Annotated in this window: 23 protein-coding genes; 4 read left to right on the top strand and 19 right to left on the bottom strand. The window is 68.4% G+C overall.

The features are described from left to right. Positions 1-17 precede the first annotated feature (17 nt). The 4 genes from SLQ31_RS11125 to SLQ31_RS11110 all read right to left on the bottom strand — a co-directional run bounded on the left by SLQ31_RS11125 (position 18) and on the right by SLQ31_RS11110 (position 5,935). On the bottom strand, positions 18-2,309 hold the full coding sequence (locus SLQ31_RS11125) for a hypothetical protein (RefSeq protein ID WP_319432249.1): 2,292 nt from the start codon (positions 2,307-2,309) through the stop codon (positions 18-20). A 124-nt stretch (positions 2,310-2,433) separates the two neighbouring features. Next, on the bottom strand, positions 2,434-4,179 hold the full coding sequence (locus SLQ31_RS11120) for a proline--tRNA ligase (protein WP_319432247.1): 1,746 nt from the start codon (positions 4,177-4,179) through the stop codon (positions 2,434-2,436). 23 nt (positions 4,180-4,202) lie between these two features. Further along, on the bottom strand, positions 4,203-4,877 hold the full coding sequence (locus SLQ31_RS11115; RefSeq protein ID WP_319433042.1) for a VOC family protein: 675 nt from the start codon (positions 4,875-4,877) through the stop codon (positions 4,203-4,205). A 2-nt stretch (positions 4,878-4,879) separates the two neighbouring features. Beyond that, complete coding sequence (locus tag SLQ31_RS11110) at positions 4,880-5,935, bottom strand: ABC transporter permease (protein WP_319432245.1); 1,056 nt, start codon at positions 5,933-5,935, stop codon at positions 4,880-4,882. A gap of 124 nt (positions 5,936-6,059) precedes the next feature. On the opposite strand from SLQ31_RS11110, the gene SLQ31_RS11105 reads away from it, so the two are divergent. Continuing rightward, positions 6,060-7,436 (top strand): purine-cytosine permease family protein, encoded by a 1,377-nt coding sequence (locus SLQ31_RS11105; RefSeq protein WP_319432243.1) that lies wholly within the window; start codon positions 6,060-6,062, stop codon positions 7,434-7,436. A 20-nt stretch (positions 7,437-7,456) separates the two neighbouring features. Here the strand turns inward: SLQ31_RS11105 and SLQ31_RS11100 are convergent, their stop codons facing one another. The 9 genes from SLQ31_RS11100 to mqo form a co-directional block, all read right to left on the bottom strand. After that, positions 7,457-7,720 (bottom strand): hypothetical protein, encoded by a 264-nt coding sequence (locus SLQ31_RS11100; RefSeq protein ID WP_319432241.1) that lies wholly within the window; start codon positions 7,718-7,720, stop codon positions 7,457-7,459. A 99-nt stretch (positions 7,721-7,819) separates the two neighbouring features. After that, positions 7,820-9,313, bottom strand: a complete 1,494-nt coding sequence (locus SLQ31_RS11095) for an MFS transporter (protein WP_319432239.1) — start codon at positions 9,311-9,313, stop codon at positions 7,820-7,822. A 95-nt stretch (positions 9,314-9,408) separates the two neighbouring features. Next, positions 9,409-10,974 (bottom strand): MFS transporter, encoded by a 1,566-nt coding sequence (locus SLQ31_RS11090; protein ID WP_319432237.1) that lies wholly within the window; start codon positions 10,972-10,974, stop codon positions 9,409-9,411. 33 nt (positions 10,975-11,007) lie between these two features. Beyond that, positions 11,008-12,225 carry a uroporphyrinogen-III C-methyltransferase gene (gene cobA, locus SLQ31_RS11085; protein WP_319432235.1) on the bottom strand — a complete coding sequence of 406 codons (1,218 nt, stop codon included), beginning with the start codon at positions 12,223-12,225 and terminating at the stop codon, positions 11,008-11,010. Beyond that, on the bottom strand, positions 12,222-13,598 hold the full coding sequence (locus tag SLQ31_RS11080) for a cobyrinate a,c-diamide synthase (protein ID WP_319432233.1): 1,377 nt from the start codon (positions 13,596-13,598) through the stop codon (positions 12,222-12,224). Before SLQ31_RS11080 ends, cobA begins: the two co-directional genes overlap by 4 nt. 2 nt (positions 13,599-13,600) lie before the next feature. Next, positions 13,601-14,215, bottom strand: coding sequence for a cob(I)yrinic acid a,c-diamide adenosyltransferase (cobO, locus tag SLQ31_RS11075; RefSeq protein WP_319432232.1), 615 nt, complete (start codon positions 14,213-14,215; stop codon positions 13,601-13,603). Positions 14,216-14,235: 20 nt separating this feature from the next. Further along, positions 14,236-16,053, bottom strand: a complete 1,818-nt coding sequence (locus SLQ31_RS11070) for a magnesium chelatase subunit D family protein (protein ID WP_319432231.1) — start codon at positions 16,051-16,053, stop codon at positions 14,236-14,238. Beyond that, positions 16,050-16,553: a GNAT family N-acetyltransferase gene (locus SLQ31_RS11065; protein WP_319432230.1), complete on the bottom strand. Its 504-nt coding sequence runs from the start codon at positions 16,551-16,553 to the stop codon at positions 16,050-16,052. The genes SLQ31_RS11070 and SLQ31_RS11065 overlap by 4 nt, the downstream gene beginning before the upstream one ends. Continuing rightward, positions 16,550-18,121, bottom strand: a complete 1,572-nt coding sequence (gene mqo, locus SLQ31_RS11060; RefSeq protein WP_319433040.1) for a malate dehydrogenase (quinone) — start codon at positions 18,119-18,121, stop codon at positions 16,550-16,552. The genes SLQ31_RS11065 and mqo overlap by 4 nt, the downstream gene beginning before the upstream one ends. A 192-nt stretch (positions 18,122-18,313) precedes the next feature. Between mqo and SLQ31_RS11055 the strand changes: the two genes are divergently transcribed. Continuing rightward, on the top strand, positions 18,314-19,306 hold the full coding sequence (locus tag SLQ31_RS11055; protein WP_319433038.1) for an alpha/beta hydrolase: 993 nt from the start codon (positions 18,314-18,316) through the stop codon (positions 19,304-19,306). Positions 19,307-19,316: 10 nt separating this feature from the next. Beyond that, entirely contained in the window at positions 19,317-20,729 is a 1,413-nt protein-coding gene (gene mtr, locus SLQ31_RS11050) for a mycothione reductase (RefSeq protein ID WP_319432229.1), read from the top strand. Positions 20,730-20,746: 17 nt separating this feature from the next. On the opposite strand, the gene SLQ31_RS11045 is transcribed toward mtr, so the two are convergent. The 5 genes from SLQ31_RS11045 to SLQ31_RS11025 form a co-directional block, all read right to left on the bottom strand. After that, the gene (locus SLQ31_RS11045; RefSeq protein ID WP_319433036.1) at positions 20,747-21,487 is read right to left on the bottom strand and encodes an ABC transporter ATP-binding protein; all 741 of its coding nucleotides are present in this window, start codon (positions 21,485-21,487) and stop codon (positions 20,747-20,749) included. After that, a complete protein-coding gene (gene cbiQ, locus SLQ31_RS11040; protein ID WP_319432228.1) occupies positions 21,484-22,260 on the bottom strand; it encodes a cobalt ECF transporter T component CbiQ in 777 nt (258 codons plus the stop codon). The genes SLQ31_RS11045 and cbiQ overlap by 4 nt, the downstream gene beginning before the upstream one ends. Positions 22,261-22,264: 4 nt before the next feature. Next, on the bottom strand, positions 22,265-22,621 hold the full coding sequence (locus SLQ31_RS11035) for a PDGLE domain-containing protein (protein ID WP_319432227.1): 357 nt from the start codon (positions 22,619-22,621) through the stop codon (positions 22,265-22,267). Continuing rightward, positions 22,618-23,304 carry an energy-coupling factor ABC transporter permease gene (locus SLQ31_RS11030; RefSeq protein WP_413641957.1) on the bottom strand — a complete coding sequence of 229 codons (687 nt, stop codon included), beginning with the start codon at positions 23,302-23,304 and terminating at the stop codon, positions 22,618-22,620. Before SLQ31_RS11030 ends, SLQ31_RS11035 begins: the two co-directional genes overlap by 4 nt. Before the next feature lie 128 nt (positions 23,305-23,432). Next, a complete protein-coding gene (locus SLQ31_RS11025; protein ID WP_319432225.1) occupies positions 23,433-23,765 on the bottom strand; it encodes a metalloregulator ArsR/SmtB family transcription factor in 333 nt (110 codons plus the stop codon). A gap of 79 nt (positions 23,766-23,844) precedes the next feature. Between SLQ31_RS11025 and SLQ31_RS11020 the strand changes: the two genes are divergently transcribed. Next, entirely contained in the window at positions 23,845-24,573 is a 729-nt protein-coding gene (locus tag SLQ31_RS11020; protein WP_319432223.1) for a zf-HC2 domain-containing protein, read from the top strand. A gap of 78 nt (positions 24,574-24,651) precedes the next feature. Here the strand turns inward: SLQ31_RS11020 and SLQ31_RS11015 are convergent, their stop codons facing one another. Next, positions 24,652-25,323: a DUF5134 domain-containing protein gene (locus SLQ31_RS11015; RefSeq protein ID WP_319432221.1), complete on the bottom strand. Its 672-nt coding sequence runs from the start codon at positions 25,321-25,323 to the stop codon at positions 24,652-24,654. Positions 25,324-25,418: the final 95 nt, after the last annotated feature.

Genomic DNA, 25,418 nt, shown 5'->3' with positions numbered 1-25,418 from the left:
TCGAGAAGCCTTGTGCGCTAGGCGATCTGAAGGACCGTTACCCCGGTGGTGTCAGCGCCGAGGTGCCACAGGTACGAGACTTGATTGGCGAATAGCGCGCGAGTTCCGTCGGCGCTGACCCACGGTTGCCACGGATCACCGGCGAGCGTCAACCCCCCGAGCTTGTGGCCAGTCACCGTGTCGATCAACAGCACGTGGGCCGATGCCGTGGACGTGACCGGGTTCCAGGCGCTGGTCGCGACGAGGGCATGCGTGCGGTCGGTGCCCAATACCTGTGCCAGCGTCGCATAGCCGCCGAGGGTGCGGGTCCCGCCGACCTGCTTGCCGGTGGTGGTGTCGATGACCGCCAGCCGGGTTGAGGAAAGGCCGGTGGCATAGCTGTAAACGGAGGTGAGGATCACGGCGCGGGAACCGTCCGCGGCTAGCAGCGCAGGGCCGGAGCCATCTCCACGGACAGAGACTGTGGTGCCGATCTGGTCGCCGGTGGCGGTGTCAACCACCGATACGTGGGTGGTGTAGCCGTAGATGTCGTCGCCGTCGATGGTGGTGACCACCGCACGGCTGCCATCGACGGTGATGGGCACCGACGCGGCTGGCCTGCCGGGCAGGCTGACGACGACGCCGGCCTGCTCGCCGGAGGTGGTGTCGACGACCACCAGGTGGGTGGTTCCGCCACTGTCGCCGACGGTGACCAGGGCGTGCGTTCCGTCGGCGCTCAGCACCGGAGCCAACGCCGCGCCAGATGCGTTCCAGGGCTGGCCATCCAGGTCGATCGTGGAGCCAATCTGAGCGCCGGTTGCGGTGTCGATGACGGACGCGTGGCTGGGCTCGTCGCCCGGAATGAGGGTGTTGAACTCATCGGTGATCAGCAGGGCCTGCGCGCCGGTGGCGCTGAACAGAATTGCGGAAAAGCGACCGGGCAGCTGCACGGGTGTGGCACCGGCCAGGGCACCCGAGGCGGTGTCGATCACCACCACCGATGTCGACATGTGGCTGGTGACCGGGTCGGTAGAGGACATCGCGATCACGGCGTTGCCGTGATCGACCGTGATCGTTGGGCTGTTCACCCCGTTCGGATCGGTGAGGGTGACGGTCGTGCCGACCTGTGCGCCAGTCGCGGTGTCGAGCACTGCCACCTGTGTGGCGGTGGGACCGTACGCGACGGCCAAGACGTGGGTGTCGTCGGTGCGTACCACCTGTGTCCCAGCGGACCACTGGTCGCCACTCCTGCTGAGAGTGATCGTCGTACCCAGTTGGTCACCCGTATCCGTGTCGAATACCGCCAAGTGGGTCGTCACGGTGGTGGTCGCGTCATCGACGTCAGAAGTGGCGATCACGGCGCGCTTGCCATCCGCACTCAGCGCCACAGGTGCGCTGGAAAAGTGCAGCGATGCACCCATGTGAGCGCCTGTGGCCGTGTCGATCACCGACAGCCACGCGTTGCCGTTCGTATTGCCGTCGCTCGAGGTGACCAGGGCGCGGCTGCCGTCGGCGCTGAGCACCGGCGTGGAGATCGGCCGGCCATAGAGGGCGACCGTGGTGCCGACCTGGGTGCCGTCGGCCAGATCGATGACGGTGACGCGGGTGGCGTCGGTGCTGTTGTAATCGACGGTGGTGATGACCGCGCGGGTTCCATCGGCACTCACCACCGGCGGGTTCGTCGACGCACCGGTGAGGACGATGGTTTTACCAACCTGGGCGCCGGTGGCGGGATTCAGCACCGCCACCCGGGCGGTGTGCACGCCCGAGTCCCAATTGTCGGTTTGGGTGACGACGACCGCGCGGGTTCCGTCGGCCGTAACGACGGTGTTCGCCGGCACGCCGCCGATGCCGACACTCCCCGCGACTTGGACCGGATGGCCGAGCCTGCGGGCGACATCGCGCACGCCCAGCCAGAGGGCGTCGATCGGCGCGGGCATCGGCAGATTGGGCAGCGGTACGTAGGGCGTCAGCGCACCAAAGCCGGTCCAGCCCAGCACGTCGGTCGCCATCGATCGCAGCGTGACGCGCACGGCGGGAGCGGCCGCTGCCGCGGTGGGAGCGCTTGCTGCGCTCGCAGCGGCAGGCGTTACCCGAACCCGGGTTGGCTGCGCGCGACGTGCCGTCGTGTCGGCCTTGGGCTTGGGACGCGCCGCCGGCGCGACCGCCTTCGTCCCGCGGGGAGCGTGATGCGCCGATTGCGACGAACTCGATGACGACGCCGCGGACGACGTGTCATCGGCCGCAGCGATCCCCTGTCCCAGCGATATGCCGACACCCAACAGAACCGCCAGGCCACCCACCCGACCGACAAACCGACCAGCGCTCATCGCGCACCCCCAGACTCAGCCTGTGGGCATCATGACCCTTGACGGCCGCGGTGTCTGCAGTAGTCGACTACTGGGATTTCGGCGCGTAAACCGCCGCCAGGCGAACGAAACCGCGCCGAAATCGCTAGAGAGCTAGCGCCGAGGCGATCTCGGCAGCCGCAGTCTCGACACCGATCTCGCGCTTGTCACCGTCGAACCGGTTGCGCAGCTCCACGACACCCTCGCCCCAGCCCCGCCCGACCACGACGATCCATGGCACGCCGATCAGCTCGCCGTCCTTGAACTTCACTCCCGGCGAGGCGGTGCGGTCGTCGAGCAGGACTTCGAAGCCCAACCGGTCCAGATCGCGGGCCAGCTCCTCGGCCCCGGCACGGGCTTGTGCGTCCTTGTTGGCGATCACCACGTGCACGTCGAACGGCGACACCGACGCCGGCCAGCGCAACCCCAGCTCGTCGTGCTGCTGTTCGGCGATCACCGCGACCAGCCGGGACACGCCCACACCGTAGGAGCCCATGGTCAGCCGCACCGGCTTGCCGTCCTCGCCGAGCACGTCGGCGGAGAACGCATCGGTGTACTTGCGGCCCAGCTGGAAGATGTGGCCGATCTCGATGCCGCGGGCCGACACCAGCGGTCCGGCGCCATCGGGCGACAGGTCACCGTCGCGCACCTCGGCGGCCTCGATGGTGCCGTCGGCGACGAAGTCCCGGCCGGCCACCAGGCCGACGACGTGCTTGCCGGTCTCGTCGGCGCCGGTGATCCAGGTCGTCCCGTCCACCACCCGCGGATCAACCAGATAACGAACACCGTTGGCCAACAAGCCTTTCGGGCCGATATAGCCCTTCTTCAGGAACGGGTGCTTGGCAAAATCGGCATCGCTGAGCATCGCGTATTCCGCGGGTTCCAGCGCGGCGCCGAGGCGCTTGTCGTCAACCTCGCGATCACCGGGCACGCCGATGGCCAGCAGTTCCCAGTCGCCGCCCGGCACCCGCGTCTTGAGCAGCACATTCTTGAGGGTGTCGGCGGCCGTGACCTCTCGGCCCAGGCCCGCGGAGTTGGCCCACTCGACCAGGGTGGCGATCGTCGGGGTGTTCCCGGTGTCGTGCACCTGCGCCTCGGGCAGGCCCTCGAGCGGCAGCGCTTCCGGAATGGCGGTGATCACCGCTTCCACGTTGGCCGCATACCCGGACTGCAGGCAGCGCACGAACGTGTCCTCGCCGACCTCGCTTTCGGCCAGGAACTCCTCGGAGGCGGATCCGCCCATCGCGCCGGATACCGCCGAGACGATCACATAGCGAATTGCCATGCGCTTGAACATGTTCTGGTACGCCTCGCGGTGCGCGTGATACGCGGTCTTGAGGCCGTCGTCGGCGACGTCGAACGAGTACGAGTCCTTCATGATGAACTCGCGCCCGCGCAGGATGCCGGCTCGCGGGCGGGCCTCGTCGCGGTACTTCGTCTGAATTTGGAACAGCACCAGCGGGAAGTCTTTGTAGGAGCTGTACTCCCCCTTCACCGTCAGGGTGAAGAACTCTTCGTGGGTGGGGCCGAGCATGTAGTCGTTGTCGCGGCGGTCTTTGAGCCGGAACACCCCGTCGCCGTATTCGGTCCACCTGTTGGTGGTCTCATACGGCGCCCGAGGCAGCAGCGCCGGGAACAGGATCTCCTGCCCGCTGATCGCGACCATCTCCTCGCGCACGATCTTCTCGACCTTGCGCAGCACCCGAAGGCCTAGCGGCAGCCACGTGTACAACCCCGGCGCCACCGGCCGGACGTAGCCGGCCCGGATCAAGAGTTTGTGGCTGGGCACTTCGGCGTCGGCTGGATCATCGCGCAAGGTGCGCAAGAACAGCTCGGACATGCGGGTGATCACAGTGGGCAAGCCTAGCGATGCGCTCAGTCGCGGCCCTGCCAGGTGCAGATGCAGGCCTCGTTGCCCTCCGCGTCGGCCAGTATCCAGAACGCCGGAGGGGCCGAATCCGACAGCAGCGTCCCGCCCGCGGCGATCGCCGCCGCGATGCGTTCAGCGGCCGCGTCGTGGGGCACGTCGATGTCGAGGTGAATGCGATTGCGCTGCGGCCGCGGGGCGTCCATCTGCTGAAACCAGATCGCCGGACCACGCCCCGACGGGTCGATCAGCCCGTCACTGAGGTCGGAGGGTCCGGGTTCGTCGACGTAACCGGTGACCGCTTGCCAGAACGGGCGGACTCCCGCGATGTCGAGCGCGTCGATGGCGATCTCCAGCGCTTGAACCACACCCGGTCCCAGCCGCAGCCCGCGCGAGGTCAGCTCCGTCGAAATCGTGTGCGCCAGGCCGATGTCCAGGCCCGTCACCGCCCACTGCGTCGCCGACTGCAGGCGCAGCACGGTGCGCTGCGCGCGGATGTCGACGCTCAGATGGTCCTGCCCGTCGTCACCGGCGGCCTGTACCGCCAGTGCGGCTACCTGGGTGGCCTGCGCCAGGGACGGCACCGGGACTTCGGCATAGATGGCGCCGAGCACCAGGCGCCAGCCCAGATCGGAGATCGCATCGGAGATCTCCTGGCGGCTCGGCCGGGCGTCGTCGTCCATCGTCACGCCGCCGCGCTCTGCCCGCGGTGCACCACCGCCGCGCCGATCAAGCTCGCCGCCACACCCCCGACGATCCAGCAGACCAGCACGACGATCGCATGGGTGATCCCGTGGCCGTCGAAGTACACGATCCGGCGGATGGCGTCGGTGCCCGCGCCGTTGGGCAGCAGGCCGCTGATGGCGCGCCAGAACGGCGGCAACACCGACGGCTGATAGGCACCACCGGCCGACGGGTTGCCGAGGATCACGAAGATCACCACGGTCAGCCCGATCCCGATGACGCCGAACAGGATCTGCAACGCGATCGTCACCGTCGCCGCCGACAACGTCACCAGCGTGCCGATCCCGGCGATCGACCAGAAGTGACCGTTCATGGCATGCAGCACGGGCTCGGCCACCACTGCGCCGCCGAACCCGGAGGCCAGCGCGTAGGGCACCGTGGCGCCCAGCCGCCAGAGCGAACGCGGAAAGGTCGCGGGCCGTGAGCCTTTCGCGATGCCGAGCATCGAGGCGAACAGGTACCCGCCGACCACCCAGCCGACGACGAGGTAGAACCCGGACAGCCCACGGGCGTCGCCCGAGAACAGCGGGACGACGTCGTCGACGGCCACAGTGCGCTGCTGGGCCGCGGTCACGTTGGTGAAGATCTGCTCCAGCGCGCCGGAGACGGCGGTGCCCCCACCGGAGGCCACCAGCAAACGGTCTTCGGTGCCGGCCGGGTTGAGGACGTAGACGCCGGAGATGTCACCGGCGCGCAGAGCCGCGCGGGCCGCGTCCTCGTCGGTGGCGGCCGAGGCGGCGACGGGATCACCCGCCAGGCCATTGAGCTGTCCGACGACCTGGCCGGCCAGCTGTGCGGGAGCGACGACGGCGACCGGGATCTGATGCGGCGTTGGCGAATGAAACGCGCCGAGGTAGGACAGGATGAACGCGAATTGCAGCAGCAGCACACCGACCCCCAGCGCCAGGGTGCGCGGGGCGACGGCGTCACGGAAGCGGTCCTGCCACGTCTCCGGCGGCTCGGGCGCTTCGTGCTTGTTGGGCTGCGTGGTGACCATCGGCTCATCTTCCTCCGGCGGCGGCGTGCAGTCACCGGCACTCTAGGGTGGGTGGGTGACACCCGAATCGTCGCCCACAGGGTCTGCTGGCTCTTCTCTGGCGGCCCAAACCTACTCCGGCCGGATGCCGACACATGTCGGCGACATGGCCGTCGAGACACACGGCATCGCACCGATTCCGCCGGGCAACCGGTATGGATCCGCGCGCCGGCTCTTCACGGTGTGGTTTGCCCCTCAGGTCAACATGACGGTGGTGTTCACCGGCACGCTGGCCGTCGTGCTGGGGCTGGGTTTCTGGCTCGGCCTGCTGGCGATGGTGATCGGCACGGTCGCCGGCTCACTGGTCGTCGGCTATCTGTCCACCTGGGGTCCGCGCACCGGGACCGCGCAATTACCCAACGCGCGCATGGCATTCGGCGGCACCGTCGGGGTGGTGGCGGTGATCCAGTGGTTGTCGTCGATCGCCTGGGACGGCCTGGTCGGACTGTTCGGCGGTGAGGCGCTGGCCGAGTTGCTCGGCATGCCGTTCTGGCTGGCGGTGGTCATCGTGCTGGCGTTGCAGGGTGTGGTCGGCGTCTTCGGCTACGAGGTGATCCACCGCGTGCAGGCGGTGATGACGGTCGTGCTCATCGCGACCTTCGCGGTGTTCGCCTGGAAGTTGATCAGCGGGCATCAAGTGATCTCGCTGCCCACGCTGAGCGGTGCGGATCTGGCCGGGGCGTTCGTCCTCGAGGTGACCATCGCACTGAGCCTGGCGATCTCGTGGGCCAGCTACGCCTCCGACTACAGCCGCTACCTGCCGGTGAACACCTCACGAAAGTCGGTGTTCGGCTACACCTTCGGCGGACTGGCAGTGGCCTACATCGCCGTGCAGGCCATCGGGGTGGCGGCCGCCGGCACGCTCACCGATCAGACCGCGCAGGGCGTGCGGGAGATCATGGGTGGCGGCGTGCTGGGCGCGGTGGCCCTGCTGGTGATCGCACTGGGTTCGGTGGCCTCCAACGCGATGAACGACTACAGCGGCTCGCTGGCGCTGCAGACCGTCGGGGTTCGGGTTCGACGGCCGGTGTCGGCGGTCGTGGTGGTGGTGATCGCGTTCGCGCTCATCATGTGGCTGCACTCCGGCGACCTGGCCACCCGCTTCCAGGGTGTGCTCCTGTTCGTCAGCTATTGGATCCCGGCGTTCGTCGCGATCGTGGCCATCGATTGGCGCTTCCGCAGTGCCGGGCGCGACACCGTCAACCCCGCTGCCGAGGTGACGCAGCGCACCGACGGCCTGGTGGCACTGGGGGCGTTCTTCGTGGCGTTCGCCGCGGCGGTCCCGTTCATGCACACCAACCTGATCGTCGGCCCTGTGGCCACCGCGCTGCACGGTGCCGATCTGGCGTACTTCGTGAATTTCCTTGTCGCAGCAGCGGTTTACGGCGGCTACCGGCTGGTTCAGGGGCGAGCGAAGCGACGGGGATTGATGGTTCAGGGCGAGCGAAGCGACGGGGATTGACGTAGGCGCGCCGCTGAGCCCTACGGGCTGAACCGATTTTCCAGCGCCGTCAGAAATCCACGCAGCTCGTTGATGCGCACATTGAACCGTTGCATGTCCTGGCGAAGCCGGACCTCACTGTGCTCGGTTCTCGCCGATCGCGCTCGCGCAGCAAGTGTTTCGAGCTCGTCCAGCTCCTCGCGCAGAAGCTCGCAGAAGATGCGTGCCTGCGCCCGATCAGCGGGATGCGCCGGCTGTGCGGGCCAGCGTTTGAAGGCGTCGTGAGGTACAGCAACCACGGTCATCACCCATATCCTCACCCTCCTTCCGCTTGCCTCAATTACCGCGCCGTAGCGGCTCGGTAAGGATACGTTCACGCCAGCGCAGGCCGCAGTGTGAGCCGGTTACAGCTCGCCGGCCTCGACCGCCTCGCGAGTGTGCTGGGCGTTGGCGATGTCCTTGGTCGAGAAGCCGATCCCGAGGGCGGCCACCCCGACAAGCAGCGCGATGCCGGCCACCCACAGCAGCGAGTAGGTGTAGCCGTAGCCGAGCGCGTCGAGCTGGGCGGGCGTCATGTATTTCACCGGGCCCGTGGTGCCGCCCAGATACAGCGTGCGGGAGGTCTGCACGGCTTGGACGACGACCAGCACCAGCGGCCCGCCGAGGTTGAACACCATCAGCGTGATCGAGGAGACCGGGCCGATCTCCCGCGGGCCGACATTGGCCAGCGTGCACAGCGGCAGGATCACCGAGACGATGCCGATCCCGAGACCGCCGACGACGATCGGAATGAAGAGATCGGGGAAATACGGGATCGAGCGGTTCAGCGTCGACCCGTAGAGCATCGCCACCAGCACCAGGAGCCCGCCACCGATGATCACCCACCGCGGCGGTATCCGAGGCGCCAGCTTGGTGGCCACGACGTTGCCCACCACGAAGGCGGCCGCGAACGGCATGAAGCAGATCCCCGCCCGCAGGGGTGAGTACCCGAGCACGTCCTGAACGAGCAGGCCGATCATCACGCTCAGGGTCAGCATCACGCCGCCGGCCAGGAAGTACGCCGCGAAAGAGGCGACCCGGCTGCGACTGTCGAACACCGAGAACGGCACAAGCGGGTTGTCGGCGCCGCGCTCGACGATCAGGAACGCGACCAAGAACACCACCGCCGCCACGCCGGCACCGATCACCCACGGATCGATCCAGCCGCGGGGCGGGCCCTGGGTGAAGACCAGCACCGCCGCGGTACACGCCAGTGTGGCCAGCACCGCCCCGGTGACGTCGAGTTTGAGGCGTTCGTGCCGGGTTTCCTCGAGGCGGGTGAGCGCAACGACGATGATGAAAATGCCGATCGGCAGGTTCACCAGGAACGCCAGCCGCCAGGACAAGCCGGTCAGCGCACCACCCATCACGAGCCCCAGCACCGAGCCGAGGCCCTGCATGGCCGCCGACACAGCCAACGCCTGATTACGGGCGTGGCCGACGGCGTACGTGGTGGCGATCAGTGCCAGCCCGGTCGGTGCGGCCACCGCGGCGCCCATCCCCTGCACCGCGCGCGCCACGATCAGCGTCCACTGGTCGTTGGCCAGCCCGCAGGCCAGCGAGGCGATGGTGAACACGCCGACACCGGAGATGAACGCCCGCTTGTGGCCGACGGCGTCGCCGACGCGCCCACCGAGCAGCAGCAGGCCGCCGAAGGTCAGCACGTAGGCGGTGATCACCCAGCTTTTGGAGGCATCGGAGAGGCCGAGCTCGGCCTGCATGCGCGGCAGCGCGACGATCACGATCGTGCCGTCCAGCGTGGACATCAACTGCATGCCGGTGATCGCGACGATCGCCAAGCCCATAACCCGGGAGGCGAGCGGTCTGGCGGCCGGTAGCGGACCGCTCGCGCCAGACATGGGAAGCAACCCTACCGTCCCGAATTGGGGGGTCGGCGCGCCGAAACGGAAAGGAGCGGCGGGGAGCTAAAGCTCTGCTCGGCCAGATGTCGAGCTCAAAGCTCTCCGGCGTCGATCGCGTCCTTGACTTCCTGTGCGTGCGCGACCTGCGCCGCCGTGTAGCCGATGAACAGCGCGACCGCGCCCACGATCACCGCGACGGCGGCAACCCACAGCAGTCCGTAGCTATAGCCCTGGTCCAGGGCGTGCTGCTGCGCCTCGTTCATCTTCTTGACCGGGCCGGTGGTGCCGCCCAGGTACAACGTGCGCGAGGTGATCACGGCCTGGATGACGGCCAGCACCACGGGGCCGCCGAGGTTCTGCAGCATCAGCGCGATCGCCGAGACGGGGCCGATCTGGTCGAAGCCGACGCCGGCGATCGCCGACACCATCAGCGGGACGACGATCATGCCGATACCGAGGCCACCGACGGTGATCGGGATGACGAGGTTCGGGAAGTACGGGATGCCGCCGTTGAGCGTCGAGCCGTACAGCATCGCGGCCAGCACCAGGATGCCGCCGCCGATGACCAGCACCCGCGGTGGGAACCGGGAAACGAGGGCCGAGGACAGGCCCAGCCCGATACCGAGGGCGACGACGAACGGGATGAAGCCGATACCGGCCTTCAGCGCGCTGTAGCCCATGATGTCCTGCACGTACAGGCCGATCGTCACCGTCAGCGTGAACATCACGCCGCCGGCCATGAAGACGGCCGCGAAGGTCGCCACCCGGTTGCGGTCGCGGAACAGGCTGAACGGGACGACGGGGTTCTCGGCGGTGCGCTCGACGATGGCGAAGGCCAGGAACGCGAGGACCGCTACCACGCCGGAGGCAATGGTCAGCGGTGCCAGCCAGCCGTTCTCCGGCCCCTGAGTGAAGCCGAATACGGCAGCGGTGCACCCGACGGTCGCCAGCAGTGCGCCGGCCGCGTCGAGCTTCATCCGCTCTTTGTGGGTTTCCCGCAGCGTTTTGTGAGCCAGGTACAGCATGAGCAGGCCGATCGGCACGTTCACCAGGAAGGCCAACCGCCAGGACACCTCGACCAGCGCGCCGCCGACCACCAAGCCCATCACCGAGCCGACGCCCGTCATCGCGGCGAACACCGCGGTCGCGGCATTACGCGCCGGACCCTTCGGGAATGTCGTGGCCACCAGCGCCAGGCCGGTAGGTGAGGCGATCGCCGCGCCGACACCTTGCAGCAGGCGCGCGATCACCAAAGTCGTCTCGTCCCAGGCGATACCGCACAGCACGGAGGCGATGGTGAACAGCGCGACGCCGGCAATAAAGGTGCGCTTGCGGCCGATGGTGTCGCCCAGCCGGCCGCCGAGCAGCATCAGACCACCGAATGTCAGCACGTAGGCGGTGATCACCCAGCTGCGCCCGGCATCAGACAGGCTCAGCTCGTCCTGGATCTTGGGCAACGCCACGATCGCGACCGTGCTGTCCATCGTCGCCAGCAGCTGCATGCCGCCGATGGCGGTCACCGCGGCAAGAAAACGCCGCGACGGCAGCCAGGCGGGGTATCTGCTGGTGCGATCCAGCGAAGTCGGCTCGAGGCGCATGGGAACAGCGCGCTCTGAACTGTTGGCGGTCGCCCGCGCAGCGTCGTTGAGAGCCGTCATAGCGGCCAACCCTACAGGAATCTTAAGAGAAGTTTAAGCCGCGAAGGCCGCCACCGAGCCGATCACGATGATCGCGGGAGGCTTAATACCGTCCCCTCGAATGCGCTCCGGCGCATCGCGCAGCGTGGTCCGCACAATGCGTTCGGCCGCCGTGGTGCCGTGCTGCACCACCAGAACCGGCGTTTCCGCAGGTCGACCGCCCGCAATGAGTGCTTCGGCAAACAATTCGATGCGTTCGACCGCCATCAGCAGAACTATCGTTCCGGACAATTGCGCCAGCGCATTCCAATTCACTAACGATTCCGGATGGTCGGGGGCCAAATGGCCGCTGACCACGACAAATTCGTGATTGACGTGCCGGTGGGTGACCGGAACTCCGGCCATGGCGGGCACCGATATGGCACTTGTCACACCCGGCACGACGGTGACCGGTATTCCGGCCTCGGTGCAGGCGAGAACTTCCTCATATCCGCGGGCGAACACGAAGGGATCGCCGCCCTTGAGGCGCACCACGAAGCGGCCCTCTTTGGCCCGTTCTATAAGAATGTTGTTGATGGCCTCCTGGGCCATCGCCCGCCCGTAGGGGATCTTGGCGGCGTCGATGACCTCGACGTGCGGCCCGAGCTCGGCGAGCAGCTCGGGCGGGGCCAGCCGGTCGGCGACGACGACGTCGGCGCGGGCCAGCAGCCGGCGGCCGCGCACCGTGATCAGCTCGGGATCACCGGGTCCGCCACCCACCAGGGCGACAGTGCCAGGCGCGGCGTCACCGGTCTCGGGGCTGTCCAGCGCGATCAATCCCTGCTGGAACGCTTCGCGGATAGCCGACCGGATGGCCGCCGAGCGGCGGTGTTCCCCGCCGGCCAGCACACCCACCATCAGCCCGTCGTGGTCGAAGGACGCCGGGGTGACCGCGGAGCCCTCCCGCGCGATGTCGGCGCGCACGCAGAAGATCTGCCTGCGGTCGGCCTCGGCGACGACGGCGGCATTGACCTCGGCGTCGTCGGTGGCGGCGATCGCGTACCAGGCGCCGTCGAGGTCGCCGTCGCGGTACTCGCGCAGCTGCAAGGTGATCCCGGGTGTCGTAGTGGACAGAACCTCCACCGCTGGGGTCGCGGCCCGCGCGATCACATGCACCGCGGCGTCGCTTCCGATGAGCAGCGGCAGGCGTCGCTGCGCCACCGTGCCGCCGCCGATCACGACGACCTTCTTGCCGGCCAGGCGTAAGCCGACGAGGTAGGCGTTCTCGGTCACCGGCCGAGCTTAGTGAATGAGGCCGCGTGTTCGACAAACCGTGCGACCGAGCGCGGCTGGGCGGCGGGATGGGTGTGCAGATACGACGCGTGCACCCCGGCGCACACCGCCCCTTCGCGCACGGGTTCGCCATCGCTGGCCAGGAATGCCCATGCGGGTCCGACAGAGTCGGCGAATTCGGCTGTGGTGCGGTGGAATTCGTGGCCGACGACCCGCTCCCCCGCCGAATGCAGCGGTGAGTCGGACAGCGCTACGGCGTCCCGATAGCCGAGGGTCAGCCGCTGGCCAAACCGGGCCGAGCCGGCCAGGACACCGCACATCGGATGTCCGTCGAGGTCGTCCATCAGATAGGCCAGCCCGCCGCACTCGGCCTGCACGGGCGCGTGCCGGGCCAACTCGCGGATCTGGGTGCGCAGTTCGGTATTGGCCGACAGGTCGGCCAGGTGCTGCTCGGGGAAGCCGCCCGGCAGCACCACCGCGGCGGTCTTGGCGGGCAGCGTTTGCGTGAGCGGGTCGAACGCGACGACATCGGCGCCCGCGGCGCGCAGCAGCTCGGGGTGTTCGGCGTAGCCGAAGCTGAACGCCTTGCCCGCGGCCACGGCCACCACCGGGCGCGCGTCGGTGGGCTGCCCGACGACGTCTTCGGGGGCCCAGGCACGGGCCGTTACTCGCGAGCTGCTCAGCGCGACGACGGCAGGCAGGTCGACGTGGCGGGCGACGAGCGCGGTCATCGCGGCGACAGCGGCCAGCGCCCGCTCGCCATGCTCGACGGCGGTGACCAGGCCCAGATGCCGCGAGGGCACCGACAATTCGTCGTGGCGCGGGATCGCGCCGAGCACCGGAACCCCGGCGGCCTCGCAGGATTGGCGTAGCACCTGCTCGTGGCGGGCGGTGCCGACCCGGTTGAGAATCACTCCGGCGATGTGAACACCGGGGTGGAATGTCGAAAACCCCTGTAGCACAGCGGCGATGCTGTGACTTTGACCGCGAGCGTCGACCACCAGCAGCACGGGGGTGCCGAGAATTTCGGCGACGTGCGCGGTGGAGCCACGAGCCGGGGTGACGATGTGTTCGTCGATGCGGCCATCGAAAAGGCCCATCACACCTTCGATCACCGCGATGTCGGCGTCGCGGGTGCCGTGCCGGTACAGCGGGCCGATCAGCTCTTCGGGCACCAGAACCGGGTCGAGGTTACGACCGGGCCGGCCCGCGGCCAGCGCATGGTAACCGGGGTCGATGAAGTCGGGGCCGACCTTGAACGGCGCGACCCGATGTCCAGCCGACCGCAGTGCTCCGATCAAACCCGTTGCGACAGTGGTCTTTCCGCTCCCCGATGCGGGAGCGCCGATCACGAGGGCGGGGACGTTGCTCATGCTTACCACTCGATACCGCGCTGGCCCTTACGGCCGGCGTCCATCGGGTGTTTGATCTTCGTCATCTCGGTCACCAGGTCGGCGGCGTCGATCAGCCGCTGCGGAGCGTCGCGTCCGGTGATCACCACGTGTTGGTTTCCTGGTCGGGCCAGGAGCACCTCGACTACGTCATCTACGGCAATCCAGCCCCACTTCAGCGGGTAGGTGAACTCGTCGAGGACGTAGAAGTCATGCCGCTGCTCGGCCAGCCGGCCGGCGATTTCGGTCCAGCCCTCGGCGGCGGCCGCGGCGTGGTCGTCGTCCGACCCGGTCTTGCGAGTCCACGACCAGCCCGAGCCCATCTTGTGCCACTCCACCGCGCCGCCGATGCCCTGCTCGGTGTTCAGCGTGCCCAGCGCCGCGAACGCCGACTCCTCGCCGACCTTCCACTTGGCGCTCTTGACGAACTGGAACACCGCCACACTCATCCCGGCGTTCCACGCCCGCAACGCCATTCCGAAGGCCGCGGTCGACTTGCCCTTGCCGGGCCCGGTGTGCACCGCGAGCACCGGGGTCTTGCGCCGCGCCCGAGTGGTCAGGCCGTCATCGGGCACGGCAGCGGGCTGGCCCTGCGGCATCGGCGGTCCCCTTCCAACACTCAGGCCGCGCGGCGCAGCGCCTGTGCCAGATAGTCTGCGCGCAGCTGCTCCAACTGCAGTAAGGGGGCTTCCAGATGCTCAGCCAGATCGGCGGCCAAGCCCAGCCGGACGTACGACGTCTCGCAATCCACCACCACCGCGGCAGCACCCTCGGCTACCAGCCGGCGAGCCGCAGAACGGCTGCGCCCCAGCGGATCCGGGCCACCGGTGGCTCGGCCATCGGTGAGGACCACCACCAACGGGCGCCTGGTCCGGTCGCGCACCCGCTCACGAACCACAACGTCGCGGGCGGCCAGCAGCCCCTGCGCCAACGGCGTGGTGCCACCGGTGTCGAATCGGGTGAGCCGTCGCGAGGCGATATACGCCGACGTCGTCGGCGGCAGCAGGACCCGGGCACCGTCCTGACGGAAGGTGATGACGGCGACCTTGTCGCGGCGCTGATAGGCGTCACGCAACAACGACAGCGCCGCCCCGGAGACCGCGGACATCCGGTCCCGCGCGGCCATCGACCCGGAGGCGTCCACGACGAAGATCACCAGGTTGCCTTCGCGACCCACCCGCACTGCCCGGCGGATGTCCTCGGGCTGTGGGCGCAGCCGGCCGTTGCCTGCGGCGTTGAGCACGGTGGCGAACAGATGCAACCCGTGGCCCTGCTCGGGGACGTCGGTGGCGGTGACCACTGCCCCGGATCGGTTGCGGGCCCGCGAGCGCCTGCCGGGGGTGCCCTCCCCTATTCCGGGTACGGTCAGCGTCCGGGTACGAAACGACGCCGCGGGTGGCGCGGACTGCCGCGGCGGCGACGACGAATTGCCTTGCGGCGCAGATGGTTGCGACGATCCGTCGCTTGCCTGCCCGCCGCCGGGCGGGTCGGGTTCGGGTTCCGGCTCCGGCCCACTTTCGGTGGCGGCCAGGGCCTCGTCGAGCTGCGCGGGGTCAAGACCGGGATCGTCGAACGGGTCACGCCTGCGCCGGTGCGGCAACGCCAGCTCGGCGGCCACCCGAATGTCCTCCTGCGCCACGGCTTGTGCGCCACGCCAGGCCGCGTGCGCCATCGCGGTGCGCGCCACCACCAGATCGGCGCGCATCCCGTCGACGTCGAAAGCCGCGCACAGCGCCGCGATCCGGGTCAGCTCGGCGTCGGGCAACACCACATCGGCGACCCGATCACGGGCGGCGGCGATCCGGCGGGCCAGATCGCTGTCCTGTGCAGCGTGCCGGGCAGCGAACCCGGCCGGGTCGGCCTCATAGGACAGCCGCTGGCGGATCACCTCGCTGCGCACCGCGACATCGCGGGAGGCGTGCACATCGACGGTCAGCCCGAAGCGGTCCAGCAGCTGCGGACGCAGTTCACCCTCTTCGGGATTCATGGTGCCGATCAGGACGAAGCGCGCCTCATGCGAGTGCGAGATGCCGTCGCGCTCGATGTGCACCCGGCCCATCGCGGCGGCGTCGAGCATGATGTCGACGAGATGGTCATGGAGCAGGTTGACCTCGTCGACGTAGAGCACTCCGCCGTGCGCCCGGGCCAACAAGCCCGGCGAGAACGCGTGCTCGCCGTCGCGCAGGACCTTCTGCAGATCCAGTGAGCCGACCACCCGGTCCTCGGTCGCCCCGATCGGCAGCTCCACCAGCCGCGAGTCGGGATCGACTTCGGTCAGGATCGCGGCCAGGGCCCGCACCGCCGTCGACTTCGCGGTGCCCTTCTCGCCGCGGATCAGCACGCCGCCGATCTCCGGGCGCACCGCGCACAACACCAGGGCCAGCCGCAGCTGGTCGTGCCCGACGATGGCGCTGAACGGATACGGGGCTGTGCTCACGGCTGTTCATTTTCGGCGGCGGTATCCGATGTCGCCGGCCAAGCGGCTCCGGTGGTACGCCGCACCATCGGCACATGCGGGATTCCGTCTTCGACGAATTCGGCTCCGGCGGCGACGAAGCCGTGCTGGGCGTACATGTCGGCGAGGTAGGTCTGGGCGTCGATCCGGCACGGGTAGTCGCCCACCTCGGCGATCGCGGCCTGCAGCAGCCGCGTGGTGTGGCCCTGGCCTCGGGCGGCGCGCTGGGTGCAGACCCGGCCGATGCGGAACGTTTTCTCCCCGCCGGCGTGCTCCTCCATCAGCCGCAGGGTGGCGATCACCGTGCCGTCGGGCTGCTCCAGCCAGAAGTGGCGGGTCTCCGCGAGCAGGTCACGGCCGTCGAGCTCCGGATACGGGCAAGCCTGCTCGACGACGAACACCTCGACCCGAAGCTTCAGCAGCTCGTAGAGGGTGGCCGCGTCGAGGTCCTTGGCCCAGAATCGGCGCAAGGCGACCGTCACACGACCCCCGCGGGTTCCGGGTTACCGGAACCCGAAGCGACGGGTGCGATGTCGGCTCCCGCGGCCAGTGCGGCGCGGGCGGCGTCGGTTCGGCTTTCCAGCCCGAGCACCTTGGTGCCGTGCGCCCACAGCTCGGCGAATAGCTCCGGGTTCTCCGAAAGCTTGACGCCCAGGGAGGGCACCATCTCCTTGAGCTTGGGCACCCAGCCCTGGTAGCGGTCGGGGAAGCAGCGCTGCAGGACGTCGATCATCGCCGGGACGGCGGTGGAGGCACCCGGGGATGCACCGAGCAGACCGGCGATCGAGCCGTCGGCGGCGGTCAGCACGGCGGTGCCGAACTCGAGGACACCGAGCTTCTTGGCATCGCGGCGGATCACCTGCACGCGCTGGCCGGCGACATCGATCTCCCAGTCGGAATCCCGTGCAGTGGGCGCGAATTGGCGAAGATCGTTGACGCGGTCAGCCTCGCTGAGGGCGAGCTGGCTGATGAGGTACTTCAGCAGACCCATCTCGGTGAGCCCGACGCCGATCATCGAGGCGAGGTTGTTGGGCTTGACCGACAGCGGCAGGTCGGTGACCTTGCCTTCCTTGAGGAACTTCGGCGACCAGCCGGCGAACGGGCCGAACAGCAGCCACGAGCGCCCGTTGATGACGCGGGTGTCCAGGTGCGGCACCGACATCGGCGGGGCACCCAGCGGCGGCAGGCCGTAGACCTTGGCGTGGTGCGCGGCGGCCAGTTCGGCGTTGCCGGTGCGCAGCCACTGGCCGCTGACCGGGAAGCCGCCGTAGCCCTTGGCCTCGGGGATGCCGGCCTTCTGCAGCAGCGAAAGAGCACCGCCGCCGGCGCCGATGAACACGAACTTGGCGGACAGCTTGCGCTTCTGCCCGGTGCGCCGGTTGTGGATCTTGACCGTCCAGCTGCCGTCGGACTCCTTGTGCAGGTCGAGCACGTCGTGGCCGAAGAGCGTGGTCATCCCGCGCTGGGTGCCGTAGCCGAGCAGCTGACGCGTCAGCGACCCGAAGTCCACGTCGGTGCCGTCCTCGGTCCAGTTCAGGGCGACCGGCTCGGAGAAGTCCCGGCCCTTGGCCATCAGCGGGAGGCGGCGGGTGAACTCGTCGCGGTCGCCAATGAACTCCATCGTGGCGAACAGCGGGTTACGGACCAGGGTGTCGCGGCGGCGGCGCAGGTAATCGATGTGCTCGGCACCCTGCACGAAGCTGACGTGCGGAATGGGGTTCAGGAAGCTGCGGACGTCGGGCAGGATGCCGTTCTCGTGCGCATAGCTCCAGAACTGGCGGGTGACCTGGAACTGTTCGTTGACGTTGATGGCCTTGGCGATGTCGATGGTGCCGTCGGCCTTCTCCGGGGTGTAGTTGAGCTCGCACAGCGCCGAGTGGCCGGTGCCGGCGTTGTTCCACGGATCGGAACTCTCCGCGGCGGCCGCGTCGAGGCGCTCGACCAGCGTGATCGACCAGTCCGGTTGGACCAGTCGCAGCAGCGCCCCCAACGTCGCGCTCATGATTCCTGCGCCAACCAGCACCACGTCGGTCTTGGTGGTATCAGACACCGGCTCGTCGTCCTTCACTCGTAACGGCTGTACAGGTAGTCAGGTTATCCCGATGGACACTCAGTTATTCGGGAGAGTCGCCAGCACCACACCCCGATGTAGCGAGCACCACACCCGGTTAGGGTAGGGCGTGTGACGGCAGCTCGGGCCGAATGGGCCGACGATGTCCTACCCGGCTACCAACAGAGCACCATGGCGTTGGGGCCGGACCCTGACGGCGAGGGCGATTTGTTCGCCACGCTCGTGCGCCGCGCCGACGGCGCGCCGGCCACGCACACCGTGCTGGCGGTGCACGGCTTCACCGACTATTTCTTCAACACCGAACTGGCCGACCACTTCGCGGCCGCCGGGTTTCGGTTCTATGCGCTGGACCAACACAAATGCGGCCGGTCCTGGCGCGACGGCCAGACGCCGCACTTCACCACCGACCTCGCCCGCTACGACCGCGAGCTCGAGCGGGCGGTTGAAATCATTACGACCGAGAACGCTCGACCCGATGTCGCCGGCCGAGCGGCTCCGGCCTCGACGATCCTGGTGTACGGACACTCCGCCGGCGGGCTGATCGTGTCGCTGTGGCTAAACCGGGTGCACCGGCGCAACGCGACGGCCGCGCTGTCCCTCGGGGGGCTGATTCTCAACAGTCCGTGGCTGGACCTGCACGGCCCGGCGATCCTGCGCACCCGGCTCACCTCGACGGCGATCGGCGCGATGTCACGGGTGCGCAAGACCCGGGTGGTGCGCCCCACCAGCAAGGGCGGCTACGGGCTGACCTTGCACCGCGACTACGACGGCGAGTTCGACTACAACCTGCTGTGGAAGCCGCTGGGCGGCTTCCCGGTGACGTTCGGCTGGATCCACGCCATCCGCCGCGGCCACGCCACGCTGCATCGCGGCCTGGATGTCGGTGTGCCGAACCTGATCCTGCGTTCCGACCACAGCGTGACCGAGAGCGCCGACGCGTCGAGCATGCAGCGTGGTGACGCCGTGCTCGACGTCACCCAGATCGCGCGCCGGGCGGGCTGCATCGGCAACCGCAGCACCATCGTTCCGATCCGCGACGCCAAGCACGACGTGTTCCTGTCGCTGACCGAGCCGCGGGTGCAGTCCTATCGCGAACTGGACTCCTGGCTGGAGTTCTACCGTGCGCATCTGGAATCGGCCGCGTCGAACGCGGGCCGGGGATAAGGGGATTTCGTTGCAGCACTTCGATATTGCGATCATCGGGACCGGGTCGGGAAATTCGATCATCGATGAGCGCTACGCAGGCAAGAAGATTGCGATCTGCGAGCAGGGCGTGTTCGGCGGTACCTGCCTGAACGTGGGATGCATTCCCACCAAGATGTTCGTCTACGCCGCCGAGGTGGCCCAGATCGTGCGCGAGTCGGCCCGATACGGCGTCGACGCCCACATCGACGGGGTGCGCTGGAACGACATCGTCTCGCGGGTCTTCGGCCGCATCGACCCGCTGGCGGCCGGCGGCGAACACTACCGCCGATCCCTGCCGAACGTCACGGTCTACGACAGCCACACCCGCTTCACCGGTCGCACCGAGGCGGGTTACCAGCTGCGCACCGAGAAGGGCGACGAGTTCACCGCCGAGCAGGTCGTGATCGCTTCCGGCGCACGGGCAATGATTCCCGAGGCCATCGCGGGCTGTGGGGTGCAGGTGCACACCAGCGACACCATCATGCGCATCCCCGAGCTGCCCAAACACCTGGTGATCATCGGCGGCGGATTCGTCGCCGCCGAGTTCGCGCACGTGTTCTCCGCGCTGGGCACGCGGGTGACCATCATCATCCGCGGGGGCGTCATGCTGTCGCACTGCGACGACACGATATGCGAGCGGTTCACCGACGTCGCCGCCAAGAAGTGGGAAATTCGCAGTCACCGCAACATGATCGGGGCGCACCACGAGGGCGATCAGGTGGTCGTCGAACTCGATGACGGCTCCTCGGTATCGGCCGACACGGTGCTGGTGGCCACCGGCCGGATTCCCAACGGGGATCTGATGGACCTGGACCTGGTCGGGGTGGAACTCGACGAGGACGGACTCGTTGTGGTCGACGAGTACCAACGGACCACGGCGCGAAATATTTTCGCACTCGGCGACGTGTCCTCGCATTTTCAGCTCAAGCACGTCGCCAACCACGAGGCCCGCCGGGTGCGACACAACCTGCTGCAGGGCTGGGACGACCTCGAACATCTGATGCCGTCGGATCACCGCTTCGTGCCGTCGGCGGTGTTCACCGATCCGCAGATCGCCTCGGTCGGGCTCACCGAAAACGAGGCCCGCGCAGCCGGTTACACCATCAAGGTCAAGCTGCAGGACTACGCCGATGTGGCCTACGGCTGGGCGATGGAGGACACCACCGGCATCGCCAAGCTCATCGTCGAGGCGGACAGCGGGGTGATCCTCGGCGCGCACATCATGGGCCACCAGGCGTCGTCGTTGATCCAGCCGCTGATCCAGGCGATGAGTTTCGGGCTGGCCGGCCAGGACATGGCCCGCGGCCAGTACTGGATCCACCCGGCGCTGCCCGAGGTGATCGAGAACGCGCTGCTGTCGTTGTGCGGCGAGCCGCGCTGGCCGTCGGCGCGTCGACACTAATCTTCGGCGAGAGGAACTCAGCGCACGGGAACGGTGAAGCCCCAGGGCAATTCGAGCCGATGGGCGGCCAGCAGCTCGCTGTCGGAGAGCACGGCGGTGACGGTGTCGTCGGCCACCACCACTCCCCCGTCCAGGACGATCGCCCGGTCGCACAGCTGGGCGGCGTACGGCAGGTCGTGGGTGACGATCACCATGGTCGCCGGCAAGGTCGCCAGCGTCTCGGCCAACTCGCGGCGCGCCACGGGGTCGAGGTTGGCCGACGGTTCGTCGAGCACCAGGATCTCCGGTTCGCAGGCGAGCACCGTGGCCAGTGCCGCGCGCCTGCGCTGACCGCCGGACAGGTGCGCGGGACTGCGCTCGGCGTGCTCGGTCATCGACACCACGGCCAGCGCGGCAGCGACCCTGGCGGCCAGCTCGTCACCGGTCACCCCGAAGTTGGCCGGGCCGAACGCGACGTCCTGGGCCACCGTCGGCATGAACAGCTGGTCGTCGGGGTCCTGGAAGACCAGCCCGACGCGACGCCGGATGTCGCGAAGGGTCTTGCGGGTCAACGTGATTCCGCTGATCTCGATGGCGCCGGAGGTGGCGGTGAGCACGCCGTTGAGGTGCAGCATCAGCGTGGTCTTGCCCGCCCCGTTGGGCCCGAGGATGGCCACCCGCTCGCCGGGTGCGATGCACAGGTCGACACCATCGAGTGCAACGCGACCGTCGGGATAGCGGTAACGCAGGCCCTCGACGCGGATCGCCGCCGCGTTCATCGCAGCACCCATGCCGAGGCCGCCACCGTGGCCGCCGCCACCGCAGGCGTCAGCGCGTACGCCCACTGCGTACCCGACGCGCGCGGCCCGGCACCGACGATCGCCAGCTCGGGGACCTTGCCGTCGAACCCGCGCGACGTCATGGCCAGGTACACGCGTTCACCCCGTTCATAGGACCGAAGAAATAGCGCACCAACACCTTTCGCGATCGCACCGATCTGATGGATGGCGCGCGGAGAGTCGCCGCGGGAGATCCGCGCCATCCGCATCCGGCTCACCTCGGCCGACAGCAGATCGATGTAGCGGATCATCAGCACGAGCATCGAGGTCACCAGGCCCGGCATGCCGAGCCGGCTCAGCGCGAGCGGCAGCTCTCGCGCCGAGGTGGTGGCCGCGACGGTCAGCGAGGCGGCCACGCCCAGCGTGCCTTTGATCACGATCCCCCACGCCGCCCACAGCCCGGTCACCGACAGCTGCACGCCCGCCACGTCAACGCGCGCACCGCCCTCGGCGAACGGCAGCAGCACGGCCAGCACGATGAACGGCGCTTCGATGAGCATCCGCGGCAGGATCCAGCGCAGCGGGATACCGGCAACTTGCCACACCACCAGCACGATCGCCGCGTAGAGCGCGAACGGCCAGATCATCTCCCGCGGGGTGGCCACCACCGCGAGGACGAACAACACCAAGCCCGCGATCTTGACTTCGGCGGGCGCCCGGTGCACCACCGACTCGCCGTCCCGGTACAACGGGTGGGAGTGCCCGGCGCCCACCGCCTCAGCCCTTCGTACGGCGGGTGCGCGCAATCAACCAGAACGCCCCGAAGGCGATGGCCAGCACGACGACGGCGCCGATGATTCCGGCCAGTCCGCTGGTGGCAGGGTGACCGAAGAGTGTGTAGTCGGCCAGCGGCGATACCGACATGGTGTGCTCGGTGGCGTGCTGGGCGATGCAGCTGCCGGTCAGCTGCTCACCGTGGTCGGTCGCGACGACCTGGCAGCCCTGCAGCGTGGCCGAGTCCAGGCCGTCCGGGCTCGAGCTGGCGAAGTAGGACACCACCCCGGCGATCAGCAGGATCGCGACCCCAAAGGCCGCCCAGAACTGCCAGCGGTGGGCCACCCCTGGGGCGTTCACGCGGCCACCGCCGCACGCTCGCGGTCCCGACGCAGCAGATACACCAGGTCGGGACGGGACCGGACGACGGCCATCACCGTCACCGCCGTGATCAGGCCTTCGCCGATACCGATGAGCACATGGGTGCCGAGCATGTAAGCCGCCACCGTCGACAACGATGTCGGCGCGGCGCCGCCGATCGCATATTCGACGACGAATCCCATTGAGGCACAGACCGTTCCGATTAGAGCCGACAGGAAGCCGACGACCCCCAGCGCGGGCACCGACGGCTCGGCACGGCGTCGCCGCACCAGAGCGTAGAGGATCCGTGCCGCCGAGTAGCCCGCGGCAACGCCGATCAGCGCCATGTTGGTGATGTTCATCCCGAGCGCGGTGATCCCGCCGTCGGCGAACAGCAGCGACTGCACGACCAGCACGATCGTGATGCACAGAACGCCGGTGTACGGGCCGACCAGGATCGCGGCGAGCGCGCCGCCCAGCAGGTGGCCGCTGACGCCCGGCAGGATCGGGAAGTTGATCATCTGGACCGCGAAGATGAAGGCCGCGACCAGGCCGGCCAGCGGGACCGTGCGCTCGTCGAGTTCGGTTCGCGCCCGCCAGCCGCAGAACGCCACCACGGCGATGGCCAGGATCCCGAAGACCACCGAGGTGGATGCGTTGACCAGACCGTCGCTCATATGCATGGCCGTGATCTGGACGCTCAAGCGTGCCTCCTCGCGGTGCGGTCGGAGATTTCCCGTTCCCGCTTGGGAAGCCTAGGCGCGTGGCCGATATCTGTCTACCTGTACAGATATTCGAATGAACCGACGGCTCACTCGGTGTGCGCGGCGCCGATCCAGTGCAAAAGGTCGTGCACGGTGTGGTCTTCGAGGCGGTAGCTAGCCTGCCTGCCCACTCGCGTTGAGGTGACCCAGCCCTGCTGGCGCAGCACTCGCAGGGCCTGGGAGACGGCGTTTTCGGATCTGCCGACGGCTGCGGCGAGGTCACCGACGCAGATGCCGGGCGCCCGGTGCAGCCCGAGCAGGATCTCGAGGCGGTGGGGGTCGGACAGCAGGTCGAAGCGCTGGGTCCAGCCGTGGATGTCGACATCGGCCAGCGCGGACGAGGCACGCTCGACCTTGACCTCGTCTCCTGGCCCTTCCATGTCTAGGAATCTAGCCCAGGAGCGGGATTGCGCCGGGGACGCTGGAACGATCCGCCCCGAATAGACGACTATTGAAAACGTGGACTGCGATGTCGCCCAGGAGGCGTTGTCAGCCCGGATCGACGGCGAACGGGAACCCGTTCCCGCCGCCCGGGTCGACGAGCATCTCGCGACCTGCGACGCCTGTCGTGCCTGGTACGCGCAGGCCGTCGAACAGACCCAACAGCTGCGACGACTGGCCGGCCGGTCCCAGGTGGCCGCCGTCGCTGCCGCGAGCGAGCGGCCCGCGGTGTCACGCGCGTCCCGGTGGCTGCCATCAACCAGTACCTGGCTGCGGTGGACGCTGGCGCTTATTGGGCTGATGCAGGTGGGCTTGGCAGTTGCCCAGGCCACCGGCGCCGACATCGGCACCGCGGCGGCTGCCCATCACATGATGATGGGCGGGCACCTGCTCAACGAGTCGACGGCATGGTCGGCAGCGCTCGGAGTGATCATGGTCGTCGCGGCGGTGCGCCCGGCCGCGGCGGCCGGCCTCGCCGGGGTGCTGACGGTGTTCACCGCGATCCTCACCGGATATGTCGTCAGCGACGCCGTGACGGGCGCAGTGAGCCTCGACCGGATCCTGTCGCATGTGCCCGTCCTGGCCGGGACTGTCCTGGCGCTGTTGGTCTGGCGCACCGCTCGCCCGGCGGGGCCGGAGCCCCGGTCCGACGCCGCACCGGTCACCGCGGATGTGGTGTTGCCCGACAACGCCTCTCGCGGTCGCCGTCGCGGGCACCTCTACCCCACCGACGGCTCAGCGGCGTAATTCTCTGCGCCCAAACCGACGTTTGGGCGCAGAAGTTCGAGACGAGAGCACCAAAACGTCGATCTGGGCGCAAGCCGACTACAACATCACGCCGAACATGATCGCCATGCCGGCGGCCATCATCGACTGGCACAGGGTGCCCAGCGATTGTTCGGCACTTCCCGCATGATTCATGCGCAGACTCAAGTACCGGTAGAGCCAGTACACCGCGGCAATCGCGAAGCCGACGGTGCACACCCAGTTCAGCGTGGCGATGTAGGCCGGGTATCCGCCGCCTGAGCCATCGGCGGCCGCCGCGTCCGTCCCGGACATGTCCATTCCCGGCATGTTCATCCCTGCGTGCCCGGCATGGCCCGACGCCCCGGCATGCGCGGGCGCGACGTCGGCGGCATAGGACGCTTGGCCGGGCAGCAGGCGTCCGTTCATCACCGCGTACATCCAGGCCATCGCCAGCATCATCAGGGCGTGGTAGCTGCCGGCGATCCGGTGGCCGGCGCCGAGCCGGCTCGCCGTCACCGCCACAAACCAGGCGGTCGCGAGCAGGAAGAACACCATCGGCGCGACGGTGGGCAGGGCGGCACCCCATGGCCATGCCATCACCGCCATCGCCACCGCCATCACGATGTGCAGCAGTTGGCTCACGACCGTCGCCGGTCGGCGGTTGCCGACGGCGAGCGCGTAGAGACACTCGAGCGCGGCGAGGACGAACAGGATGGTGACGAACCATCGCAACGCGAGATCCTGAATCACCGGTCCGTACCTCCCTTCGTCCGCGCCTGAGCATTGGTCGATTCATCGCACCAGAAAGTTCCCACCACGGCGACTCGACTACGACGGCCAGTCGT

It is taken from the genome of Mycobacterium sp. RTGN5 (assembly GCF_033804465.1).
Taxonomy (GTDB): Bacteria; Actinomycetota; Actinomycetes; order Mycobacteriales; family Mycobacteriaceae; genus Mycobacterium.
This window is presented reverse-complemented; position numbering and strand designations above follow the sequence as displayed.

Excerpts from the sequence above, each read along its gene's own strand:
- SLQ31_RS11125 (WP_319432249.1), bottom strand. The coding sequence starts at position 2,309 with ATGAGCGCTGGTCGGTTTGTCGGTCGGGTGGGTGGCCTGGCGGTTCTG.
- SLQ31_RS11115 (WP_319433042.1), bottom strand. The coding sequence starts at position 4,877 with ATGGACGACGACGCCCGGCCGAGCCGCCAGGAGATCTCCGATGCGATC.
- SLQ31_RS11110 (WP_319432245.1), bottom strand. The coding sequence starts at position 5,935 with ATGGTCACCACGCAGCCCAACAAGCACGAAGCGCCCGAGCCGCCGGAG.
- SLQ31_RS11105 (WP_319432243.1), top strand. The coding sequence starts at position 6,060 with ATGCCGACACATGTCGGCGACATGGCCGTCGAGACACACGGCATCGCA.
- SLQ31_RS11100 (WP_319432241.1), bottom strand. The coding sequence starts at position 7,720 with ATGACCGTGGTTGCTGTACCTCACGACGCCTTCAAACGCTGGCCCGCA.
- SLQ31_RS11095 (WP_319432239.1), bottom strand. The coding sequence starts at position 9,313 with ATGTCTGGCGCGAGCGGTCCGCTACCGGCCGCCAGACCGCTCGCCTCC.
- SLQ31_RS11090 (WP_319432237.1), bottom strand. The coding sequence starts at position 10,974 with ATGACGGCTCTCAACGACGCTGCGCGGGCGACCGCCAACAGTTCAGAG.
- SLQ31_RS11080 (WP_319432233.1), bottom strand. The coding sequence starts at position 13,598 with ATGAGCAACGTCCCCGCCCTCGTGATCGGCGCTCCCGCATCGGGGAGC.
- cobO (WP_319432232.1), bottom strand. The coding sequence starts at position 14,215 with ATGCCGCAGGGCCAGCCCGCTGCCGTGCCCGATGACGGCCTGACCACT.
- SLQ31_RS11055 (WP_319433038.1), top strand. The coding sequence starts at position 18,314 with ATGGCGTTGGGGCCGGACCCTGACGGCGAGGGCGATTTGTTCGCCACG.
- SLQ31_RS11045 (WP_319433036.1), bottom strand. The coding sequence starts at position 21,487 with ATGAACGCGGCGGCGATCCGCGTCGAGGGCCTGCGTTACCGCTATCCC.
- SLQ31_RS11030 (WP_413641957.1), bottom strand. The coding sequence starts at position 23,304 with ATGCATATGAGCGACGGTCTGGTCAACGCATCCACCTCGGTGGTCTTC.
- SLQ31_RS11025 (WP_319432225.1), bottom strand. The coding sequence starts at position 23,765 with ATGGAAGGGCCAGGAGACGAGGTCAAGGTCGAGCGTGCCTCGTCCGCG.